This is a genomic window from Terasakiispira papahanaumokuakeensis (assembly GCF_001709345.1).
Classification (GTDB): Bacteria; Pseudomonadota; Gammaproteobacteria; order Pseudomonadales; family Halomonadaceae; genus Terasakiispira; species Terasakiispira papahanaumokuakeensis.
The window spans coordinates 3781360-3800744 of record NZ_MDTQ01000001.1; the positions used below are offsets into that span (position 1 = coordinate 3781360).

The following is a 19385-nucleotide window of genomic DNA, read 5'->3' on the forward strand; positions in this document are numbered from 1 at the left end:
ATAGGCCCCTTAGTCGAGGATATAGACGGGCCATTGATTAGGCCTCCGGCCGCCATTGGGGATGCCAACCCGGATGACCACTGACAAATGACAAGGTGGGCTGCGGGGCTGACCAGCGCGGGCCCGAGGGTGCGCCATCAAGCTCACTGAGGTAGCGCTCTAAAATCTGCCATAACGGCATGCCTTGGCGGCCATGTAAGTTGAAGCTGGTCCAGTCTGAAGGGGCCTCATCAATGGAGACCCGAGGGCCTTGCTGGGTGTAACGGCAATGCCACTGAGCACCGCTGAGGCGGGGTAGATCGTGTCCATTATCCAATAGGCCAGGGCTGCCAACATATTGGTCGGTCGCGCGTTCCAGTAACTGCGTCAGCTGTGGTGAGTCCAAGCTGAGTGTGACGACGGGGGCGGCATGTCCACCGGTTAAACTGAGCAGGTGATCGCGGGTGATGGTTTGCCCAGGCGCTAGCCAGCGGTCATAGCGCAGCCCTGGGGCTAAAGCGCCCGTGGTCTGCCCTTGTGCCTGTAATGCCGCGAGAATGAGACCGTCCCAACTGCCCCCCGTCGCATCTTGGCGCCATAGCCACTGTGGTGTGACGGCGATCGGCTGCTGCAGCCAGTCGTGATAAGGGGTATAGCGCTGTTCAAATAGCGGTTGCAACCGCCTGTAGTGGCTTTGGGTGATGGCATCCCACTGGTTCGGGTCGGCCGCATGGAAGCGGGCTTTAAACTGCCAACCTTCAGGCTGGGCGAGACACTCCAGTGCCCAAGCACCAACCCCACGGCTCCCTGGAAATATAACCGGTACGGATTGGCCATGTCGGCTTTGCACCTGCACTGGCTCGGGCCAGAATATCTGGCTGCGAGCGGCCAGTAGGAGGTCAATATCCAGGCGTTCCGCTAGCCAGTGGACGACGCCCGCACCGGTATCGGCCATTAAGACGACGAGATGGGCTTGTTGTCGGGCCTCTTGAGTGGCCTGCTGCAGTGCTTCAAACCAAACCTCCAGCGAGGCTTTTTCATCCGGTGCATAAGGGTCGCTGGCACCGATGACGGCGATTTGAACCCCCTGACGTTCGACGTAACTGACTCGTTTGAGTCGATGAGCCGTCGACGTGTTGTGTCGATTCGCAGTCTCTGGGTTCGAGGTCTTTGGGCCTGAGGCCTTTGAATTCGAAGCGTTTTTGACGGGCCCCCCAATGACCGTGCCATCAAAGGCTTGGTAATGCTGGCTGATTTGATCAGGCCACTGCCAACGCTCATCACTGCTCAGGCGAATCTCTGCACCCAGCAGCTGGCTGGTTTCTGGGCCTGCTCGTCCCTGTGTCAGCAGGCTAAAACCTGCGCCGTTCCAGCATTGCCCATTTTCCAGTGTCAGGGTGCTGTGCTGAGGACGTTGTTGGCGAATGCCATGCAAGCACGCGGCCAGAGCGGCGGCGCCACCTAATCGCTGTTGGCGTGCATGGATTGGACTGACCAGGGCGCGTAGACGCGGGTCGAGTGAGTGTTTGAGTAATGTGCTGCCTGTCGCCCAGGGCGCTTGCCCTAGTTGTGTGACCGGTCCTAACCGAGTGGCTGCGACAATGGGGTCATCAGGCTGCTGTGCATCCAAGAGATCGGCATAATAAATTAAACTAAAACGGGCCCCAGGACGTGGCTTGTTTTGACTGCTAAAGCCACCTGCACACCCTCCTAGACTGGCGGTCATCAAGCTGGCTCCCGCCAGTTGTAACCAGCGGCGACGTTCAGTCGAACGGGGGTAGGGAGGCGGTAAGTCTTGATGAGTTTCTGGGTGATTAATCATAGAAAACGCAGCTCACGGATGACGATGAGGCTTTCACCGCCTTGCATAGTCAAGGGGCTGTCATACTATGAAAGTTACCGTGACGGTTTTGTGACAATCGCTCGCTTACAACAAGTTGTCTTATCCTAGTCACCTGCTTGTCATTTATTCCCCTTACGTTGTGTTGCGCATTAAAAAAATGACGCAGCGCTTTTGCTGCACCTGACTGACGACTGTATGCGATATAACTCACCTGCTATTCAGGTGACAAGCGAGGGGACCATGAGTAAAGAAATCGAAGAACATCGCAACCTGAATCACAGTGGTAATGAGCCATTTTCTTCCGTATTAGAGAAGCATATTTCGCGTCGCAGCATCATGCGGGGTGGCTTGGGAATGGCTGCGCTGACTGTGTTTGGTGGCTTTGGTCTTGCCGGTTGTAGTGACAATGACGACGATGACGATGACGCCCCGGTTAAAAATGCCCTGACACTGGCTTTTGAAGCGATTGCGGGATCTAAAACGGATGCCTTTGCCGTGGCGGCTGGTTATACCGCCCAAGTATTGATCCCATGGGGGACGCCACTGAATAATGCGGCACCGGCTTGGCGCGAGGATCTCGGTTTTACGCCGGAGATCCAGCTCAATAGCGTGGGGATGCACCATGATGGTATGGCGCCTTTCCCGCTGGATGAAGCCAATGCTGCGAATCACTTCATTCTGGCATTGAACAATGAATATATTGACCAGGGTGCACTGTGGGCGCCGCAGGGCGGGCCGACCAATAAAAATGAAGGCGCACGCCCGGCGGATGAAGTGCGTACTGAAATCAATGCCCACGGGGTGACCTTGGTTGAGGTGCGTAAGGCTGCCAATGGCCAGTGGGAGCATGTGCTGAACTCTCAGTACAACCGCCGTTATACCAGTGCGACAGAGTTTGCATTATCCGGCCCGGTGGCTGGCACTGATTATGTGAAAACCAAATTCTCACCTACTGGCTTAGTCACACGGGGCACCAATAACAACTGTGCCAATGGTTACACGCCTTGGGGCACTTACCTGACCTGTGAAGAAAACTGGCCGGGCTATTTTGTCAAAGATAGCGGCCGTGAAATCGATGACGATCGTTTGGGCATTGAAACCGGTCGGGGCCGTTATGGTTGGGAAACTGCAGCTGGTGATGCCTCTGAGCAAAATGATGAGTTTGCGCGTTTTAATGCCACGCCGACCGGTGCGAATGCGACTGAAGACTATCGCAATGAGCCACGCACCTTTGGCTATATTGTTGAAATTGACCCTTACACCGGTGACCGAGTGAAGCGTACTCACTTGGGACGTTTCCGTCACGAAGGGTGCTGGCCGGGTAAATTAGTGGCCGGTGAACCTGTGGTGTTCTATACCGGTCATGATTCCCGCAACGAGTACATCTACAAGTTCGTGTCTGATGCGGTATGGGATCCGGCTGATCAGTTAGCTGCTGGTTCAGCTGCTGACCGTTTGGCCATTGGGGCTAAATACATGGACAAAGGCACACTCTATGTGGCCCAGTTCAATGCCGATGGATCGGGTCAGTGGTTACCGTTGACGCCGGAGTCGACGACTCAGGATGGCCGTCGTTTATCGACCGCTTTAGGGCTGGCGAATAATGATTTAGCCGGGGTGATTATCCACACCTGTGATGCGGCTGACCTGATGGGGGCGACCCCGATGGACCGTCCGGAATGGGGCGCGGTTGACCCTGTCTCGGGTGAAGTTTACATGACGCTGACGAATAACTATAAGCGGACCGAAGCGGGTACGGCGCCCACTTTCACCAATGATGGTTCTGCTGTTGAAGACTTAGGTGTTGGCTATAATTATGCGCCGGTGAATGGGCCTAACCCGCGGGCAGATAATGAAGGCGGTCAGGTCATCCGCTGGCGTGAGCCGTCTGTGGGCGCGACCACTTTCGAATGGGACATCTTTGTCTGTGGGGCGGCCGCTTCGGATGCAAATAACTTGTCAGGTTTGACGGAGCTGAACCAGTTTGCCAGTCCAGATGGTCTTTTCTTCGATGCTCGTGAAGATGGCCAGGGGATTCTGTGGATTGAGACTGACAATGGCTATGATGCGGTGACCGATTACACCAATGATCAGGTGTTGGCTGTGGTGCCCGCGAATGTCAAAAAAGCCGACGGTGATATCACCGTAGTTGGGGCGGCTGATCAGGCGCAATTGAAGCGTTTTGCGGTTGGCCCGAATGGCTGTGAGGTTACTGGGATTTTCACCAATGCCGATAAAACAGCGTTGTTTGTCAATATTCAGCATCCAGGGAACTGGCCTTCAACAACCGATGCCACGGTAGTGACCAGCGGTACTGTTCGCCCGCGTGCTTCGACGGTTGTTATTCAGAAAGTCGATGGTGGGAAAATCGGGGTATAACCCGATGATTTGAATCGTACTAAGTCCTACAAAACGCTGCCTGTTCAGGCAGCGTTTTCTTTTTAAACCGGAATGTCTTTGGGGCTGTATTGTGCGCTCAGCTCACCGTCCAACTGAGCGTTTCACCGGCTTTATAGGGCACAAATGACATCTCGCCTTGGCCAATGCGTTCAGGCATTGTTGAGGGCGTGCGTGTCAGCGTTACCTGCCCTTCGTTTAAGGGAAGGCCATAGAAGTTGGGCCCGTTTTCAGAACAAAAGGCTTCAAAGTGAGCCAGTGCATTCTCTTGCTCAAACACCTCAGCATAAACCGATAAAGCGGCGCTGGTGTTAAAGACGCCAGCACAGCCACAGCCACATTCTTTCGCTGCCGCAACGTGAGGTGCTGAATCGGTTCCTAGGAAAAAGCGCGGGTGTCCGCTGGTCGCCGCTTGACGCAAGGCTCGTTGATGTTCGCTGCGTTTGAGTACCGGTAAACAATACAGGTGAGGACGAATACCGCCGACCAACATATCGTTTCGATTTTGCGCCAGGTGTTGAGGTGTCAGCGTTGCGCCCAGATAGTCATCACCCTCCAAGACCAGTTGGGCCGCTTCTTTAGTGGTAATGTGTTCGAAGACAATTTTCAGCGCCGGGAACTGGCGGCGAATATCCAGCATCACTTCATCAATAAAGTATTTCTCTCGATCAAAGATATCCACTTCGCCCCGCGTAACCTCGCCATGAATCAGCAGCGGCATACCAATGGCTTGCATTGTCTCTAACAGGGGGTAAACATCCTGGATCTGTTTGACCCCATGTTGAGAATTGGTGGTGGCATTAGCGGGATAGAGTTTAGCGGCGGTTAGCAGGCCATCGGCGTGACCAATTTTTAAGGTTTCTTGAGTGACGCTCTCATTGAGGTAGCAGGTCATCAAGGGGGTGAAATCATGAGCTTCGGGGGTCGCCGCTAAAATACGCTGGCGATAGTCCTGCGCCATCTCCAGTGTTGTGATCGGAGGCATCAGGTTGGGCATGATGATCGCCCGAGCAAAGGTCTGGCTGGTGTAAGGCAGTACGGTCTTGAGGGCTTCACCATCACGCAAATGGAGGTGCCAGTCATCAGGGCGACGAATCGTTAGCATATCAGGTGTGGCGCTCATGGATGCTCCCAGGCTCAGATTAAGGTCATCAGGAGGCGCTATCATACCAAAGCCCCTGAGCCATCGCATGGGCGCCTGAGCAAGAGACTATAACGCCCTTTATGTTGAGCTTAATAATGCTTGCTGCGTCAGTTGATCCAAGATCTGTTGAATCGGTTGTGGGCGTGAATAGAAAAAGCCTTGATGCAACATATTGGGGAAACGTTCACTCAGGAAATTAACATGTTCTTGTGTTTCGACACCTTCAGCTACGGTTCTGAGGTTCAGGAAATCGGCCATTTTATGGATCATCGCGACAATTTCGGCATCGACCGCGTCGTTGGGAGCGGAGGCGATAAAGGAACGATCAATTTTGACTTCGGCGATAGGGAGCTTCCGGAGGTAAACCAAAGAGGAATAGCCGGTGCCGAAGTCATCAATAGAGAACTGGATGCCTATTTGGGTGAGCACATCCATCTTCTCGACGACAGCCTCCAGGTTTTCGATGACCAGGCTCTCAGTGATTTCCAGCACCAATAGGCCTGGGTTGGCCTGGGTTTCAGACAATAATTCGCTGATGGTGGCAATAAAGTCTTCTGTTGCAAAATGCTTAGCGCTGATATTTACGGATATCGGATAGTGCGCTTGAGGGGAGCTCATTTGCTGTTGTGCCATCAGCGCCTGTTTTAAGACCCAGCGCTCCAAATCAATAATGAGTCCCGATTGTTCGGCGATCGGAATGAAGCGGCCTGGCAGCAAGAGTCCTTGCTCCGGATGCTGCCAACGAACGAGCGCTTCAAAGCCTGTAATCTGGCACTGATTATCGTACTGTGGCTGCAGATAAAGTCGCAGCTGCTCGTTATGAATAGCCGTCTGTAAAGCGGTTTCTAGGGCAAACCGCTCACGCGCCTGGCGGCCAATCTTATCGTTAAAAAACAGCGTTTTGAGGCCTTGGTTTTTGGCCTGGTGATGGGCGGTGTCGGCATGTTGCAGTATGCTGTGTGCATGCTCCGTTTCTTCTGCTGAAGGGAAGAGCACGATGCCGATTGTACAGCTCAGTGTCATCGGCGGTTCATGATTCACGCTGAATGGGGTCTGCATATTTTCGTGAATCTGCTCGACGATTTCGGACGCGCGTCTTGATGATGCCGCAATGTCATGAGCACTGGGTGAGAGCAATAGTGCGAATTCATCACTGCCGAGGCGGGCTAAGGTGTCGTCTTCGGCGAGCAGGCGACTAATACGTTCCGCCATCTGCTGCAACACATGATCACCAACGGTGGTGCCTTTGCTGTCATTGATCATTTTGAAGTTCTTAATATCAATGACCATCAAGCTGGTCAGCATTTGGTGTCGTGTGCAGTAACGTAAGGTGCTTTCCAAGCGCTCAAGCAGGAGTGTGCGGTTGGGTAAATCGGTGAGGGCATCATGCCAGGTCAGGTGTTCAATCTTGGCTTGATTCTGCTTGAGGGTGGTGATGTCGTTAATGACGATGACGTAGCTGAGCAGCTCGCCATCAGTATCATGCACGGCACTGATGGTTCTCAGCTCTGGATAGATTTTGCCATCTTTACGTCGGCTATAGAGCTCGCCAGACCAATAGCCTTCTAGCTTGGCTTTGCGCAGGGTTTCATGAAGAAAATCTGGAGAAGCCTCAATATCCAATAGATTGATATGACGATGCTGAGCCTCATCGATTGAGTAACCCGTAATCCGTTTAAAAGCGTCATTTGTGAGCGTAATCAAGCCTTCTGGATCGGTGATCACGATACCTTCAGAGGCATTACTGAAAATTTTCTGATAAATATCAAGATCAGATTGGGCCGAAGTGCCTACGCTTTGGTGCTGAATATCCGCGATGCGTTTTTGCTGTGTCCGTGAGATGGCCGTCATTTTCTCAAATGAAGCCTGCCAGTGGAGGTGCGCTTGAATGCGCGCTCTCACGCTGGAAAGTTTAAACGGTTTGTTAATATAGTCGACAGCACCGATGGACAAGCCGTGACTTTCGTAATCGGAGTCGGTTAAGGCACTGATGAAAATGACGGGTGTGCTGGCCAGATGCTCAAATTGATGAATGCGCTGGCATAAATCAAAACCATTGATGCCGGGCATCATGACATCAAGCAAGATGAGATCAGGGGTTTCACCTTCCTGGATTAAGTTGAGTGCGGTCTCCCCATCCAATGCGACAATCAGTTCATATTCTGACTTCAGTGCCTCTGTCAGCACATGCATGTTATGGGGATCATCATCTACGATCATGATGACTGGTTGCATGGGCTAAACCTCATCCTTTAGTAACGGCATGTCCCTGCTCCCTTTTTGTACAGTCTCTTCTGTACAACCTCTGCAGTTTATTTAGGCCGATTGTTGACGGTCTCACAGGACGCTTGGAATGTATGTTCATTGGGCTTCTTATTGTTGTGATCGTGCCTCTTTAAGCATTCAATATTTTCAGAATAGTCTGGATGTTTGATCTTGCGAGTGAATAATTAAATTGCTGGATCGAGTGCTCTAACTCATCGCTAAGTTGCATGAGCTGTGTGGCATCGTTGTCAGTGAAGGTTGAGTTATGATCAGCCATTGACTTTAACGTCTGGCTGATCGAAGGGAGGTCTTCTTGGTTGATCGCCCGGTGGTGGGAGAGCTGGTCATCGAGCTGTTGAAGCTGCTGCTTGAGTTCTTGATGACTCAATGTGTCGGTGATCTCTGAGGTGGACGATGTGGCATAAGGCTTTAAGACTTTAATATGCTGGCATAGCAGTATTCTCAATGGCGACCAGTTGCTCTCGGACAGGCCTGATGCCAATGAATGTTCAAATGATTGGGCCGCTGCTTTTAATGATAAGGCCGCGATATTGCCTGAGATACCTTTCAGGCGGTGGGCTAATAGTGCCATTTTATCTGTGTCATGGTCTTCATAAGCCTCTTCCATAGTGATCGCGATGTCTTCAAGCGTGAGATAACCTTGTTTCAAGTAAGCGTCGACCAGCTCAGCATCGTTACCCACCTGCTTGTTCAGCTGTTCAAAATCGATCAAGCCTGAGGGGTCTGAAACCGGTAGCGGTTCTGGAGTGGCCTCAGAAGGCGCACTGCTTTCGAAGGTGACGTCTAAGTGCTCTGCTAGGAGTTGTTTGATTGCATCCGGCATTAACGGTTTGGTCAGGTAAGCATTCATGCCAACCGCTTGAGCACGCGCTTGATCTTGTTCGGTAGCCGATGCTGTCAGCGCGATTAATAGGGTGTCTTGATTGGGGCCGGCTGTTTTTCGAAGTGTTTTCGCTAGCTCAAACCCACTGAGTTCTGCCATATGAAGATCAATCAGGATGGCATCATAATGTGCTTCCTCTAATCTTGAGAGTGCATCTTTGGGGCTGCTCTCAGTATCGCAGTTCAGGCCTATTCGGCTGAGGAGGTTATGAGCAACCTCCAGATTAATATCAACATCATCAATCACTAAAACTTTGAGGGACGGGCCCTGTATTTTGCCCATTTTGGGCCGCTCAGATGCTGGCGTGGGGCTTGGCCGCGCCTCAGAATGCAGGGCGATATTGGCAATTGCATCATAAAGTCGTGAGGGTGTCGGCGGCTTGACGATCGGAATCGCACCTTCGTTGATCAGGGGCTCAATCCCTTCGGGAACATGAGTGGCGGGCATCAGTAGGATGACACCGCAATGGTTGAGTTGAGGGCTGTGGGTTTTCAACCATTGAACCAGGGCTTGGATTAACGACTCGGGAATCGTCTGGGTGCTGTCGAGTAGAATAATCTGGTTAACGGATCCTTCTTCTTTTGAAGGCGTGAGGTGCGCTAACAATCGTTCAATCGATTCGTCTGTTTGTGGCTCAGGCAATGGGTAGCTTGGAATGCCCCAGCTTCTGGCATGTTCTTCGATCAATGGCCATAGTTTTTGCTGATTCACACGATGGAACAGCACGGTATTGTCCAGTGAAAGATCATGATAAGGCGCTGTGGTCTCAGGGATTTTGAGTTTGAGTTTGAGGGTAAAGGTGCTGCCGTTGTTGAGTTCGCTCTCAACGGTCAGCTCGCCTTCCATTAACTCTGCCAATTGGTGGCTAATGGCGAGGCCCAGGCCGCTGCCCCCGTATTGCCGCGTGGTTGAGTCATCAGCCTGAGAGAATTTATCGAACACAATCGATTGCGTCTCTTTGGACATCCCCACACCGGTGTCGATCACCATAAACTCGACGATCACGCTGTCAGCATGTGCAGTGCGCGCTTGGATGTCGAGGGTGATACTGCCTTGCTCGGTAAACTTAATCGCATTACCGATCAGGTTAGAGAGAATTTGGCTAATACGAAAAGCATCACCATAAAGATGCTGGGGCATTTTAGGGTCGACGCGTACATTTAACGTCAGCCCTTTACCTTCTGCTGCCACCGCGAAGAGGTCGACGGAGCGTTGTATCAGGTCTTCGGTTTCAAAAATACGTTGTTCAATGTGGAGCTTATGTTCATCCAGTTTACTCAGATCGAGAATATCATTGAGTATGGATAAAAGTGCACTGGAAGCGTTGAAAGCCTTATCGGCAAAGTTGCGTTGGCGTAAATCCAGCGGAGTATCTTTCAGCAGGGTGAGCATGCCGATAATGGCATTCATCGGCGTGCGTATTTCATGGCTCATATTGGCCAAAAAGTTGCTTTTGGCTATTGTGGCGCGCTCGGCTTCCTGGCTTCTTTTGATCAGCTCCTGTTCTCTTTCGTAGGCTTCGGTGATGTCATCGCTGACAGAAATAAAGCCCTTTTGCTCATTATCCAGTATGACCGGGATATAAATGACTTTCAGCAAGCACAGATGCTGGTCTTCGTAACGGGTGTACCAGAGCGTATTGCTCAGGGTTTCCCCCTTGAGCGCCCGGCGATAAATGTCGAATCGTTCAGTGAATAAGGTTTCGCCTAAAATGTCGGCTAAATGCTGACCAATGGCTTCAGACTTTTTGATGCCCATCCAGCGATACGATGACGCATTGATAAAGCGGCAATAAAAGTCACTATCCCAGTAAGCGATGGTGGCCGGTAAGTGGTCTGTTAGACGCTCTATAAACGTCAGCATATGGGCGATTTCTTGGGTTTTTTCTGCGACTTTGTGCTCCAACTGCTGGGTTAATCGGTACCTAATCTCATCTTCTCGACGCATGGCCTCATCTTCAATATAGCGCTCGCGCCTTTTCTTTAAAGTAGTAAAAGCAATCCAGGCGCTGATGATCATCAGTCCAATTATGGCCAGGAGCACATAGCGATGTTGGCCTTGGATCCTGAGCGCGATTTGTTGTGGGCCTGCATGGCGAAGGAGTGTGAGATGTTCTGGCGTGGTGATGGGAAGGTCTATTGAGTTGCTCAGTTTGATGGCGTGGCTGAACCAGTAGCCCCCATCTTGACCTTTTAGTGCGTCTTGGGTGGTCTCTTGATGGACGGCATCAAAGTGCCTCGGTGCTGCCGGGTAGTCTTGGAAGCGTTTGGGCTGATCGAACATGAACCCCCATTCCATCGACTCGGAAGGCCCGACTAACCAGTCCCCCTGGCGGTTGATCAAGTAGGTAATTTGACCCAACCCATTCGGTTGATGGAGCGGCTTGAGAAGTTGGTCACCGTTTAGATTGAGTATTAAAAAACCTGACTTGCCTGCATGATGAACCGCAATGGCAAAGCGTAGCGTCGGGACAATCGGGCGTTCAATAAAACCCTGCTCAATATTTAAATCGAACCGTGATAAATAAATGGTGTTATCCGCTAAATCGAGGATATCGCGCATGTAATCCCGGTAGGTCTTATTTTCCAGCGCTGCGGGCACGACCGGTGTGATGGCCTGTGTGTCTTTGTCGCGGATAAGTTTAATGCGCTCTTGCCCTGAGGCTTCGATATAACGGGCCTGAGTATAATTCGGATTGCTGAGCATGATGAGCATCAGCGTGTTTTGAAAGTTGTCAGTCTCTGCGTCGGCAGGGCGCTGCTCAAATGCATCTCTAAGCCCAATGAGATCCTCCATTGGATATTTGAGTGACGTCTCTACGGCCGCCGCCTGCATCGACAGTAACGACATTTCTTCTGTAGAGAACTGTGCTAGCCCCGCATTTTTCTGGGTGTGATTTAAAATCAGTAACCCGATGATAAATAGGATGGCAATAGGCCATACCCACCATTCGTAACGCGGGGGCGTCGAGTATTTTTCAGGCACTGAGGAGCCTCCTCCATGAGATGCATCGTTTGAGCTTAGCAACTCTGCGGGGATCTGCCTGAATGGTGGTTGGGAAAGTACAGACATAAAAAAAGACGCCATCGGCGCCTTTTTTTGTGGTGCTACGGTATTTGGTGGAGGCGGGGGGAGTCGAACCCCCGTCCGCCGGCACTCCGCCCTCAGATCTACATGCTTAGAGGCGTCTTTTAATTTAGCCATAACGTCTCCGACGTTCAGGATACGTTACAGCGATCTCTCGATTTAAGTTTAACGGCGCCGACGAGAGCAATCTTTGCCGCGAGCCTATCTGGCTGCGCTCAGATCTCCATCCACCAGCGATAGGCAACTAGGCTTCAGGAGTAGCATTAAGCTGCTAGAGCGTAAGAGTCGTCGTTTGCGACTATAATAATTGAAGCGATTTATTTACGAGAGCCACTTCACTCTCGGCATGCACCTCGGGGTTCGCTACCGGCGTCGAAACCGTATCGCCCCCTCAACGACGGGCTAGTCTAACATAGCCGTGTGACAATGTAATGAGGGTGAGACGCTTTATTTTGGGTAACACCTTTTTAATTATGTTGCCTTTTCAACACTTTGATCTGCTGTCTATTAGACGGCTTTACGCATGATACGCGCTTTATCTCGTTGCCAGTCTCGATTTTTCTCGGTGGCACGTTTGTCATGCAACTGTTTGCCTTTGACCAATGCAATCTCGCATTTAACGCGGTTATGCTTCCAATACATACGTAAAGGGACACAGGTGTACCCTTTTTGTTGTGTATGGCCGATGATCTTATCAATCTCGCGCCGGTGCATGAGCAGCTTGCGTGTCCGCGTGGGGTCGGCAATCACATGGGTTGACGCCGTGTTCAGTGGCTGTATGGTTGAGCCCAGCAACCAGGCTTCACCCTCTTTCAGTAAGATGTAGGTATCTGCAATCTGGCATTTACCTGCGCGTAAACTTTTGACTTCCCAGCCTGTCAAGACCAGTCCGGCTTCGAATGATTCTTCAATGAAGTATTCGTGTCGGGCTTTTCGGTTGACGGCAATAGTGGCCGGGCCCAATTTGTCTTTTTTGCCTTTACTTTTGGCCATGATGCTCCTTCGTGCCTTAAAGCCGATAAGGGACGTGTTAAAATACCACCTGATACGAATTTAGCTGGAGTCCGCAATGAGCCGAGTCAGCCGTTCCGCGCTTGTGATGCATTCTGCACAAGCGATGTTCGATCTGGTGAATGACTGTGAATCTTACCCGAAATTTCTGCCGGGTTGCAGCGATGCTCGTTTGATTTATCAGGACGATGAGGTTCTGATCGGCGAGCTGGAAGTGTCCAAAGCGGGCATGAGCTATCGATTTACAACGCGTAACTACTTACATGCTCCTGAGCGCATTGAGTTGACGCTGGAAGAAGGCCCTTTTCGCAAATTAGAAGGGCAGTGGCACTTTCAACCGCTGTCAGAGACGGCCTGTAAGGTCAGCTTAGAGATGGAATTTGAAGTGGCGGGTAAAGTGGTGGGGGCCGCTTTAGGTGCCGTGTTCAGTCAAATGGCGAATAAGCTGGTCGAGGCTTTCGTTAAGCGAGCCGATCAAGTGTATGGCAAACAGTGAACCAGTGACATGATATCGCCTTCCCTTCTGCCTAGTGCCTCTGTCCTGGAGATTGATCATGCCTAATGTCGAGGTGGTGTATGCCTTGCCAGAACAGCAATACCTGCTTAGCCTGACGGTGCCTGAGGGCGCCACGGTGCGTGATGTTGCTTTGGCTTCAGGGTTAGATCAATATGTCCCGACATTGAATTTGCACACCATTAAGCTGGGTATCTTTGGGCAGCAAGTGACTGAGCCTGAGACGCACACTGTGCGTGAGGGTGATCGTGTTGAGTTGTATCGCCCCTTGCAGGCTGACCCCAAGGCTGCTCGTGCAAGACGAGCGGCCCGGCATTCACGTCATGAGACTTGAGGTCAGGGCTCAGCTGGCGGTATTCTGATCAGATTGAGCTTTTTGTGAGGGCTGATCGTTTTCTAAATGCTGGATACGGGTCAAGGTGTTGCCGTTGAACCATAACGATATACCATGACGCTCCAGCAAGCGGTGGCCCTGACGTACTTGGTACACATAGTCCCAACGGTCAGTCGCCAGTGGGTCAGGTAGCAAGGGCGTGCCAATTAAATAAATGACCTGCTCGCGCGTCATGCCTGTGTGTAGTTGATTCACCGTTTCTTCTTCAAGAATGTTGCCCTGTTGCACTTTGGGTTGATAAACCTCAAACCAGCTGCAGCCGCTGAGCCAGACGCTGATGAGGACAAAGGTGAGTAATTTAGTCAGTCTTTGCAATCGCATATAGGTTTCACTAGTGTTCAGTTCACGGAATAATACGTGACAGTACGCTGAATCAGAAGCCATGTAATGGCCAGGTCTCCTAAAGTGGAATACTGAATGAGCCTGTGCTGAGTTAAACATGGTATCCATTGAACTGCCGAGTCGTATAGAGACAAGCCAATGGCCGAAGAAAATCACGAACTGCGTAAAGTAGGACTCAAAGTCACTTTGCCGCGCATCAAGATCCTACAGGTTCTAGAGCGTAACTACGAAGCCCACTTGAGTGCAGAGGATGTTTATAAAACTTTGCTGGACTCAGGTGAAGACGTCGGGCTGGCAACCGTTTACCGGGTATTAACCCAGTTTGAAGCGGCTGGCCTGGTTGAAAAACATAACTTTGATGGTGGGCATGCTGTTTTTGAGCTGGCCAAAGATGACCATCATGACCATATGGTGGATATGGACACCAATGAAGTGATCGAGTTCTTTGATCATGAGATTGAACAGCGTCAGCGTGAGGTTGCAGAAGCGCATGGCTATGACATTGTTGACCATTCGCTGGTGATCTATGTAAGAAAGAAGCTCGACAAATAATGTCGTAAAGGGCAGGCGGTGAAAAGGCGCCTGTCCTGATTGCCTTATCTCCCGCCTTCTTTTTTAGCCATTTGTTTGAATCTGCGGGCCTGCTAGGCTCGTTCTCTGCTTCTTGTTTATTGATATTGTTTGTCCGCGCCTGAAATGCGGTGATTGGCGTTGATTCGGTGATTCGGTGATTAGTGCTGACTTTGATGCAGCATCTCCCGAGCATGGGCCAGTGTTTGTTCCGATAGGTTAACGCCTCCCAACATGCGTGCCAGCTCGCTGACACGCCCTGCATCGTCGAGAAATCCCATCCGGGTATTGGTCTTATCGCCTTGGGCGTGCTTATGAATATGCAGGTGTTGATGCCCTTGAGCTGCGACTTGCGGTAGGTGTGTGACGCAGAGAATTTGACCGCGATCTGAAAGCTGGCGCAGTAATCGGCCGACAATTTCTGCGGTTGCTCCGGAAATCCCGACATCGACTTCGTCAAAGACCAGCGTCGGGACTGTCGTCGTTTGAGCGGTCACCACTTGTATGGCGAGGCTGATGCGTGACAGCTCACCCCCTGAGGCAATACGAATCAGGGGCTTGGCCGGTTGGCCTGGGTTCGGTGCAATGCAAAATTCAATCTCATCCTGCCCTTCGGCTTGAAAGTGCTCCAAGGTTTTCAGATGCACCTCGAAGCTACTGGATTGCATACCTAAATAGGCCAACTGCTGGTTCACCTGCTGTGCCAAGGTGAGGCTGGCATCTCGCCGAGCCTTGGTCAGGTTGTCTGCTTCCCGGCGCAGTGTCTGAGTTAAGGCTTCTTGTTGCTCTGCTAATGCCTCTAGATCAGTATCGCTACCGGTGAGCTCATTCAGCTGGGCTTGCAGTTGTTGATGATGATCGGCTAACTCTTCTGGCAACACATGATGCTTACGCGCAGTCTGATAAATCAATGACAGTCGTTGCTCCACTTGCATCAAACGTTCCGGGTCCAGCTCGATGGCGCTCGTCCAATGTTGAAGTTCTGCTGAGGCTTCTTGCAGTTGGATTTGAGCGTCATTCAGCATGTTGCGGATGTTATCCAGACTTTCCATCGAAAGCCCTTCCAGTAATTGCAACGCTCGGGTGACTTGCTGAAGGGCGGCGCCGTCTTCATGGTCGCACAGGGCTTGGGCTTGCTCGCTGTCACGAATCATTTGCTCGGCATTGGCCAGCGCATGCTGTTCAGCTTCGAGGTCGGCTAACTCATCTGGTTTGAGGGCCAATTGGTCCAGTTCTTCAACTTGATAACGTAGTAGCTGCAGTTGTGCTTGTTGGGAATCGTGATTCTCTTTGAGCTGTTTCAGTTGACGGCGGACCTGATGCCACTGACGGAATTGCTGCTGGTAATGCTCGACGCGAGACTCTAGGCCTGCGAAAGCATCCAGTAACTGAAGGTGGGTCTCTTTGCGTAACAGTGATTGATGGGCATGCTGGCCATGGATATCAATCAGGTGCTGACCGAGGAGCTTGAGCTGAGTGACCGCACAGGCATGACCGTTGATATAGGCTCTTGAGCGTCCATTGGCCATAACAACCCGACGCAGTAAGCACTCATTAGGCTCATCATCATTGTTCAGTGACTGTTCATTCAACCACTGGCGGGCTTGGGGCATATGCTTGAGATCAAAGCGAGCACTGACTTCGGCTTTAGTGGCGCCATGGCGGACACTGTCGCTATCAGCTCGGTCGCCTAATGCCAGGGCCAGAGCACTCAGCAAAATAGACTTGCCGGCCCCTGTTTCCCCAGTAATGACCGTCATGCCGTGATAAAAATCAAGCTCTAGATGATCCACAATAGCCAGTTGGCGAATACTTAGCCAGGTCAGCATGCCCCACCTCCGCGACACTTACGGCATTGAATACATGTATTTTTACATGTGATTTTATACAGTTATATGGTTTATAACCTACCCCTAAGCTTCCAGCAAGCCAATTTCTCTGATTTTTCCGCGAAAAGCGCAGTTTTAAGCCTTGAAAGCCTTGCTCACATCCCCATATAGGGTGTGGGTTAATTGAGATGGCGGCCGCGCCGCCCTGACGGGAGTGAAATATGAGTCAAGACGAACAGCTCCAGCAGACGGCCGCTGAGACGGCGGCAGAGCAGTCAGCACCTCAGGCTGAGCAGACGTCTGCAGATAATGAAGCCCTGGTCGCTCAGGTTGAGAGCCTTGAGCAAGCCTTGAGCGAGGCTAAAGAGCAGTCACTGCGTGCGGCGGCTGAGGCACAGAATATTCGTCGTCGCAGCGAACAGGATGTTGAGAAGGCCCATAAGTTTGCCTTGGAGAAGTTTGCTCGCGAACTGTTGCCGGTCGTCGACAGCTTGGAAAAAGCAGTGGATGCGCTCGGTGAAGTCAGTGATGCGCAGCGCGAGGGGGTCGAAATGACCTTCAAACTGCTAATGGATAGCCTGCAGAAATTTAATATCGAGCAGGTCGATCCCCGCAATGAGACGTTTGATCCTCAGTTGCACGAAGCCATGACGATGGTGCCTAACCCGGATCTACCCAACAACACGGTGATGGATGTGCTGCAAAAAGGCTTTACGCTGAATGGCCGTTTGTTACGTCCGGCAATGGTTGTGGTATCGACCGGCGGTGCTGCGAAAAAGATTGACGAGAAGGCTTGAAAAAACGCCATTAGCGCCAATCTCTGAAAACAAGCAGAGACAAACCGAAGTCGCGCATCCAGTACGATTGATGTGGCTTCGATTTGATCCTGGCCCGGCTGAACCTCAAGGTGGTATGGAGACGTCGAGGTTCACACGCAATTGACCAAAACACAGCTTACCGAATCCGGCAGCTGCACATGATCAACCAAGATGATCATTGATTGCACATTGGGTCGGACCGGGATTTTAACGAAAAGTTTTGCATCGCGAAGATAATTTGCTTTTGCATCGACAGTAAGATTTGGAGAGACATCATGGGTCGCATCATTGGTATCGATCTCGGGACCACTAACTCGTGTGTTGCCATTCTCGATGGTGACAAACCGAAAGTCATTGAAAACGCGGAAGGGGCACGTACAACGCCTTCCATCATTGCTTATACCGAAGACGGTGAAACGCTGGTCGGTCAAAGTGCCAAACGACAGGCTGTGACTAACCCGCAAAATACACTGTATGCGGTGAAACGTTTGATTGGCCGTCGCTTCAGTGAAGATGTTGTACAAAAAGACATCAAATTGGTGCCCTACCAAATCATCGAAGCCAATAACGGCGATGCCTGGGTTGAGGTCAAAGGCGACAAAATGGCGCCGCCGCAGATCTCAGCTGAAGTGCTGAAAAAGATGAAGAAAACGGCCGAAGATTATCTCGGCGAAGCGGTGACTGAAGCGGTCATTACTGTGCCCGCTTACTTCAATGATAGTCAGCGTCAGGCCACTAAAGATGCGGGTAAAATTGCGGGTCTGGACGTTAAACGTATCATTAACGAGCCGACAGCCGCAGCGCTGGCCTACGGGATGGATAAGTCTCGTGGTGATAAGACGGTTGCCGTTTATGACTTGGGTGGCGGTACTTTCGATATTTCTATCATCGAAGTGGCGGATGTCGATGGCGAGACTCAGTTTGAAGTCTTGGCGACTAATGGTGACACCTTCCTCGGTGGTGAGGATTTTGATAACCGATTGATCGACTATTTAGTCGATGAGTTCAAGAAAGAGTCTGGCATTGATCTGTCGGGCGATTCTTTGGCCATGCAGCGTCTGAAAGAAGCCGCTGAGAAGGCTAAGATTGAGCTGTCCAGCGCGCAACAAACGGATGTTAATCTGCCTTATATCACCGCGGATAACACCGGGCCTAAGCACCTGAATGTGAAGGTCACTCGCGCTAAACTGGAAGCGTTGGTTGAAGAATTGGTTGAGCGCTCTCTCGCGCCTTGCCGTACTGCCCTGTCCGATTCGGGTCTGTCGGCTTCTGACATCGATGACGTTATTCTGGTCGGTGGTCAGACCCGTATGCCGCAGGTACAGGCTAAAGTGGCTGAGTTCTTTGGGAAAGACGCGCGTAAAGATGTCAACCCGGATGAGGCGGTCGCGGTTGGTGCGGCAATCCAAGGCGCTGTGTTGTCAGGTGATGTCAAAGACGTCCTGCTGCTGGATGTGACGCCGTTGACCCTGGGCATCGAGACCATGGGCGGCGTGATGACGGCGCTGATTGAGAAAAACACCACGATTCCGACGAAGAAATCGCAGGTGTTCTCAACCGCTGAAGATAATCAGAATGCGGTAACGATTCACGTCTTGCAGGGTGAGCGTAAGCAAGCGGGGCAGAATAAATCTCTGGGCCGTTTCGATTTGGCCGATATTCCGCCTGCTCCGCGCGGTGTACCGCAAATCGAAGTCACTTTTGACATCGACGCTAACGGTATTCTGAACGTATCCGCTAAAGATAAAGCGACGGGTAAAGAACAGTCGATCGTGATCAAAGCATCGTCCGGTCTGAATGATGATGAAATCGATCAAATGGTGCGTGATGCCGAGGCCCATGCCGCAGAGGACGAGAAGTTCGAAGCGCTGGTGCAGGCACGTAACCAGGCCGATGGCATGATCCACGCAACACGTAAAACCCTGAGCGATCTGGGTGATGACAAAGTTGAAGCCAGTGAGAAAGAAGCGATCGAGTCGGCCATCAACGAGTTGGAAGAAGCGCTGAAAGGGGATGATAAAGACGCGATCGAAAGCAAAACTCAAGCACTGGCTGAAGCTTCTGGTGGATTGGCGCAGAAGTTATACGCTCAGCAGTCTGAAGGTGGTGCTGAGGGGGCTCAGGCCGAAGGTCAGGCTGATGCGAATGCTCAGCAGGGGCAGGCAGATGATGCCGTCGATGCCGAGTTCGAAGAAGTGAAGGACGACAAGAAGTAAGTCCTTAAGATGAACCCGGCAGAAGGTCACTGGGTTGATCCGTGGCCTTACCGCTCGGTCTGATACGCTGAG

At 51.5% G+C, this 19385-nt stretch carries 13 protein-coding genes and 1 other RNA gene; 6 read left to right on the forward strand and 8 right to left on the reverse strand.

Features of this window, described 5'->3' with window-relative positions:
- Positions 1–37 precede the first annotated feature (37 nt).
- Entirely contained in the window at positions 38–1801 is a 1764-nt protein-coding gene (locus tag BFW38_RS16505; RefSeq protein WP_068999876.1) for a bifunctional UDP-sugar hydrolase/5'-nucleotidase, read from the reverse strand.
- 261 nt (positions 1802–2062) lie between these two features.
- Between BFW38_RS16505 and BFW38_RS16510 the strand changes: the two genes are divergently transcribed.
- Positions 2063–4201 (forward strand): PhoX family protein, encoded by a 2139-nt coding sequence (locus BFW38_RS16510; RefSeq protein WP_069000562.1) that lies wholly within the window; start codon positions 2063–2065, stop codon positions 4199–4201.
- Positions 4202–4298: 97 nt separating this feature from the next.
- On the opposite strand, the gene pyrC is transcribed toward BFW38_RS16510, so the two are convergent.
- The 5 genes from pyrC to smpB form a co-directional block, all read right to left on the reverse strand.
- Positions 4299–5342 carry a dihydroorotase gene (gene pyrC / locus BFW38_RS16515; protein ID WP_069000563.1) on the reverse strand — a complete coding sequence of 348 codons (1044 nt, stop codon included), beginning with the start codon at positions 5340–5342 and terminating at the stop codon, positions 4299–4301.
- 99 nt (positions 5343–5441) lie between these two features.
- A complete protein-coding gene (locus BFW38_RS16520) occupies positions 5442–7598 on the reverse strand; it encodes a putative bifunctional diguanylate cyclase/phosphodiesterase (protein WP_068999877.1) in 2157 nt (718 codons plus the stop codon).
- Positions 7599–7758: 160 nt separating this feature from the next.
- A complete protein-coding gene (locus BFW38_RS17865) occupies positions 7759–11517 on the reverse strand; it encodes an ATP-binding protein (protein WP_068999878.1) in 3759 nt (1252 codons plus the stop codon).
- Positions 11518–11649: 132 nt separating this feature from the next.
- Positions 11650–12010: a transfer-messenger RNA gene (gene ssrA, locus BFW38_RS16530) on the reverse strand.
- 116 nt (positions 12011–12126) lie between these two features.
- On the reverse strand, positions 12127–12612 hold the full coding sequence (gene smpB, locus BFW38_RS16535; protein WP_068999879.1) for an SsrA-binding protein SmpB: 486 nt from the start codon (positions 12610–12612) through the stop codon (positions 12127–12129).
- Positions 12613–12688: 76 nt separating this feature from the next.
- Between smpB and BFW38_RS16540 the strand changes: the two genes are divergently transcribed.
- Together BFW38_RS16540 and BFW38_RS16545 are read left to right on the forward strand one after the other, a co-directional pair.
- Complete coding sequence (locus BFW38_RS16540; RefSeq protein WP_068999880.1) at positions 12689–13126, forward strand: type II toxin-antitoxin system RatA family toxin; 438 nt, start codon at positions 12689–12691, stop codon at positions 13124–13126.
- 58 nt (positions 13127–13184) lie between these two features.
- Positions 13185–13478: an RnfH family protein gene (locus tag BFW38_RS16545; RefSeq protein ID WP_068999881.1), complete on the forward strand. Its 294-nt coding sequence runs from the start codon at positions 13185–13187 to the stop codon at positions 13476–13478.
- Positions 13479–13487: 9 nt separating this feature from the next.
- On the opposite strand, the gene BFW38_RS16550 is transcribed toward BFW38_RS16545, so the two are convergent.
- Complete coding sequence (locus tag BFW38_RS16550; protein WP_068999882.1) at positions 13488–13922, reverse strand: outer membrane protein assembly factor BamE; 435 nt, start codon at positions 13920–13922, stop codon at positions 13488–13490.
- Between the two features lie 96 nt (positions 13923–14018).
- Between BFW38_RS16550 and fur the strand changes: the two genes are divergently transcribed.
- The gene (gene fur / locus BFW38_RS16555; protein WP_068999883.1) at positions 14019–14432 is read left to right on the forward strand and encodes a ferric iron uptake transcriptional regulator; all 414 of its coding nucleotides are present in this window, start codon (positions 14019–14021) and stop codon (positions 14430–14432) included.
- Positions 14433–14611: 179 nt separating this feature from the next.
- Here fur and recN read toward each other — a convergent pair whose 3' ends face one another.
- Positions 14612–16279: a DNA repair protein RecN gene (gene recN / locus BFW38_RS16560; protein ID WP_068999884.1), complete on the reverse strand. Its 1668-nt coding sequence runs from the start codon at positions 16277–16279 to the stop codon at positions 14612–14614.
- Between the two features lie 221 nt (positions 16280–16500).
- On the opposite strand from recN, the gene grpE reads away from it, so the two are divergent.
- On the forward strand, positions 16501–17076 hold the full coding sequence (gene grpE / locus BFW38_RS16565) for a nucleotide exchange factor GrpE (protein WP_068999885.1): 576 nt from the start codon (positions 16501–16503) through the stop codon (positions 17074–17076).
- 296 nt (positions 17077–17372) lie between these two features.
- The gene (dnaK, locus tag BFW38_RS16570) at positions 17373–19313 is read left to right on the forward strand and encodes a molecular chaperone DnaK (protein ID WP_068999886.1); all 1941 of its coding nucleotides are present in this window, start codon (positions 17373–17375) and stop codon (positions 19311–19313) included.
- The last annotated feature ends 72 nt before the right edge of the window (positions 19314–19385 follow it).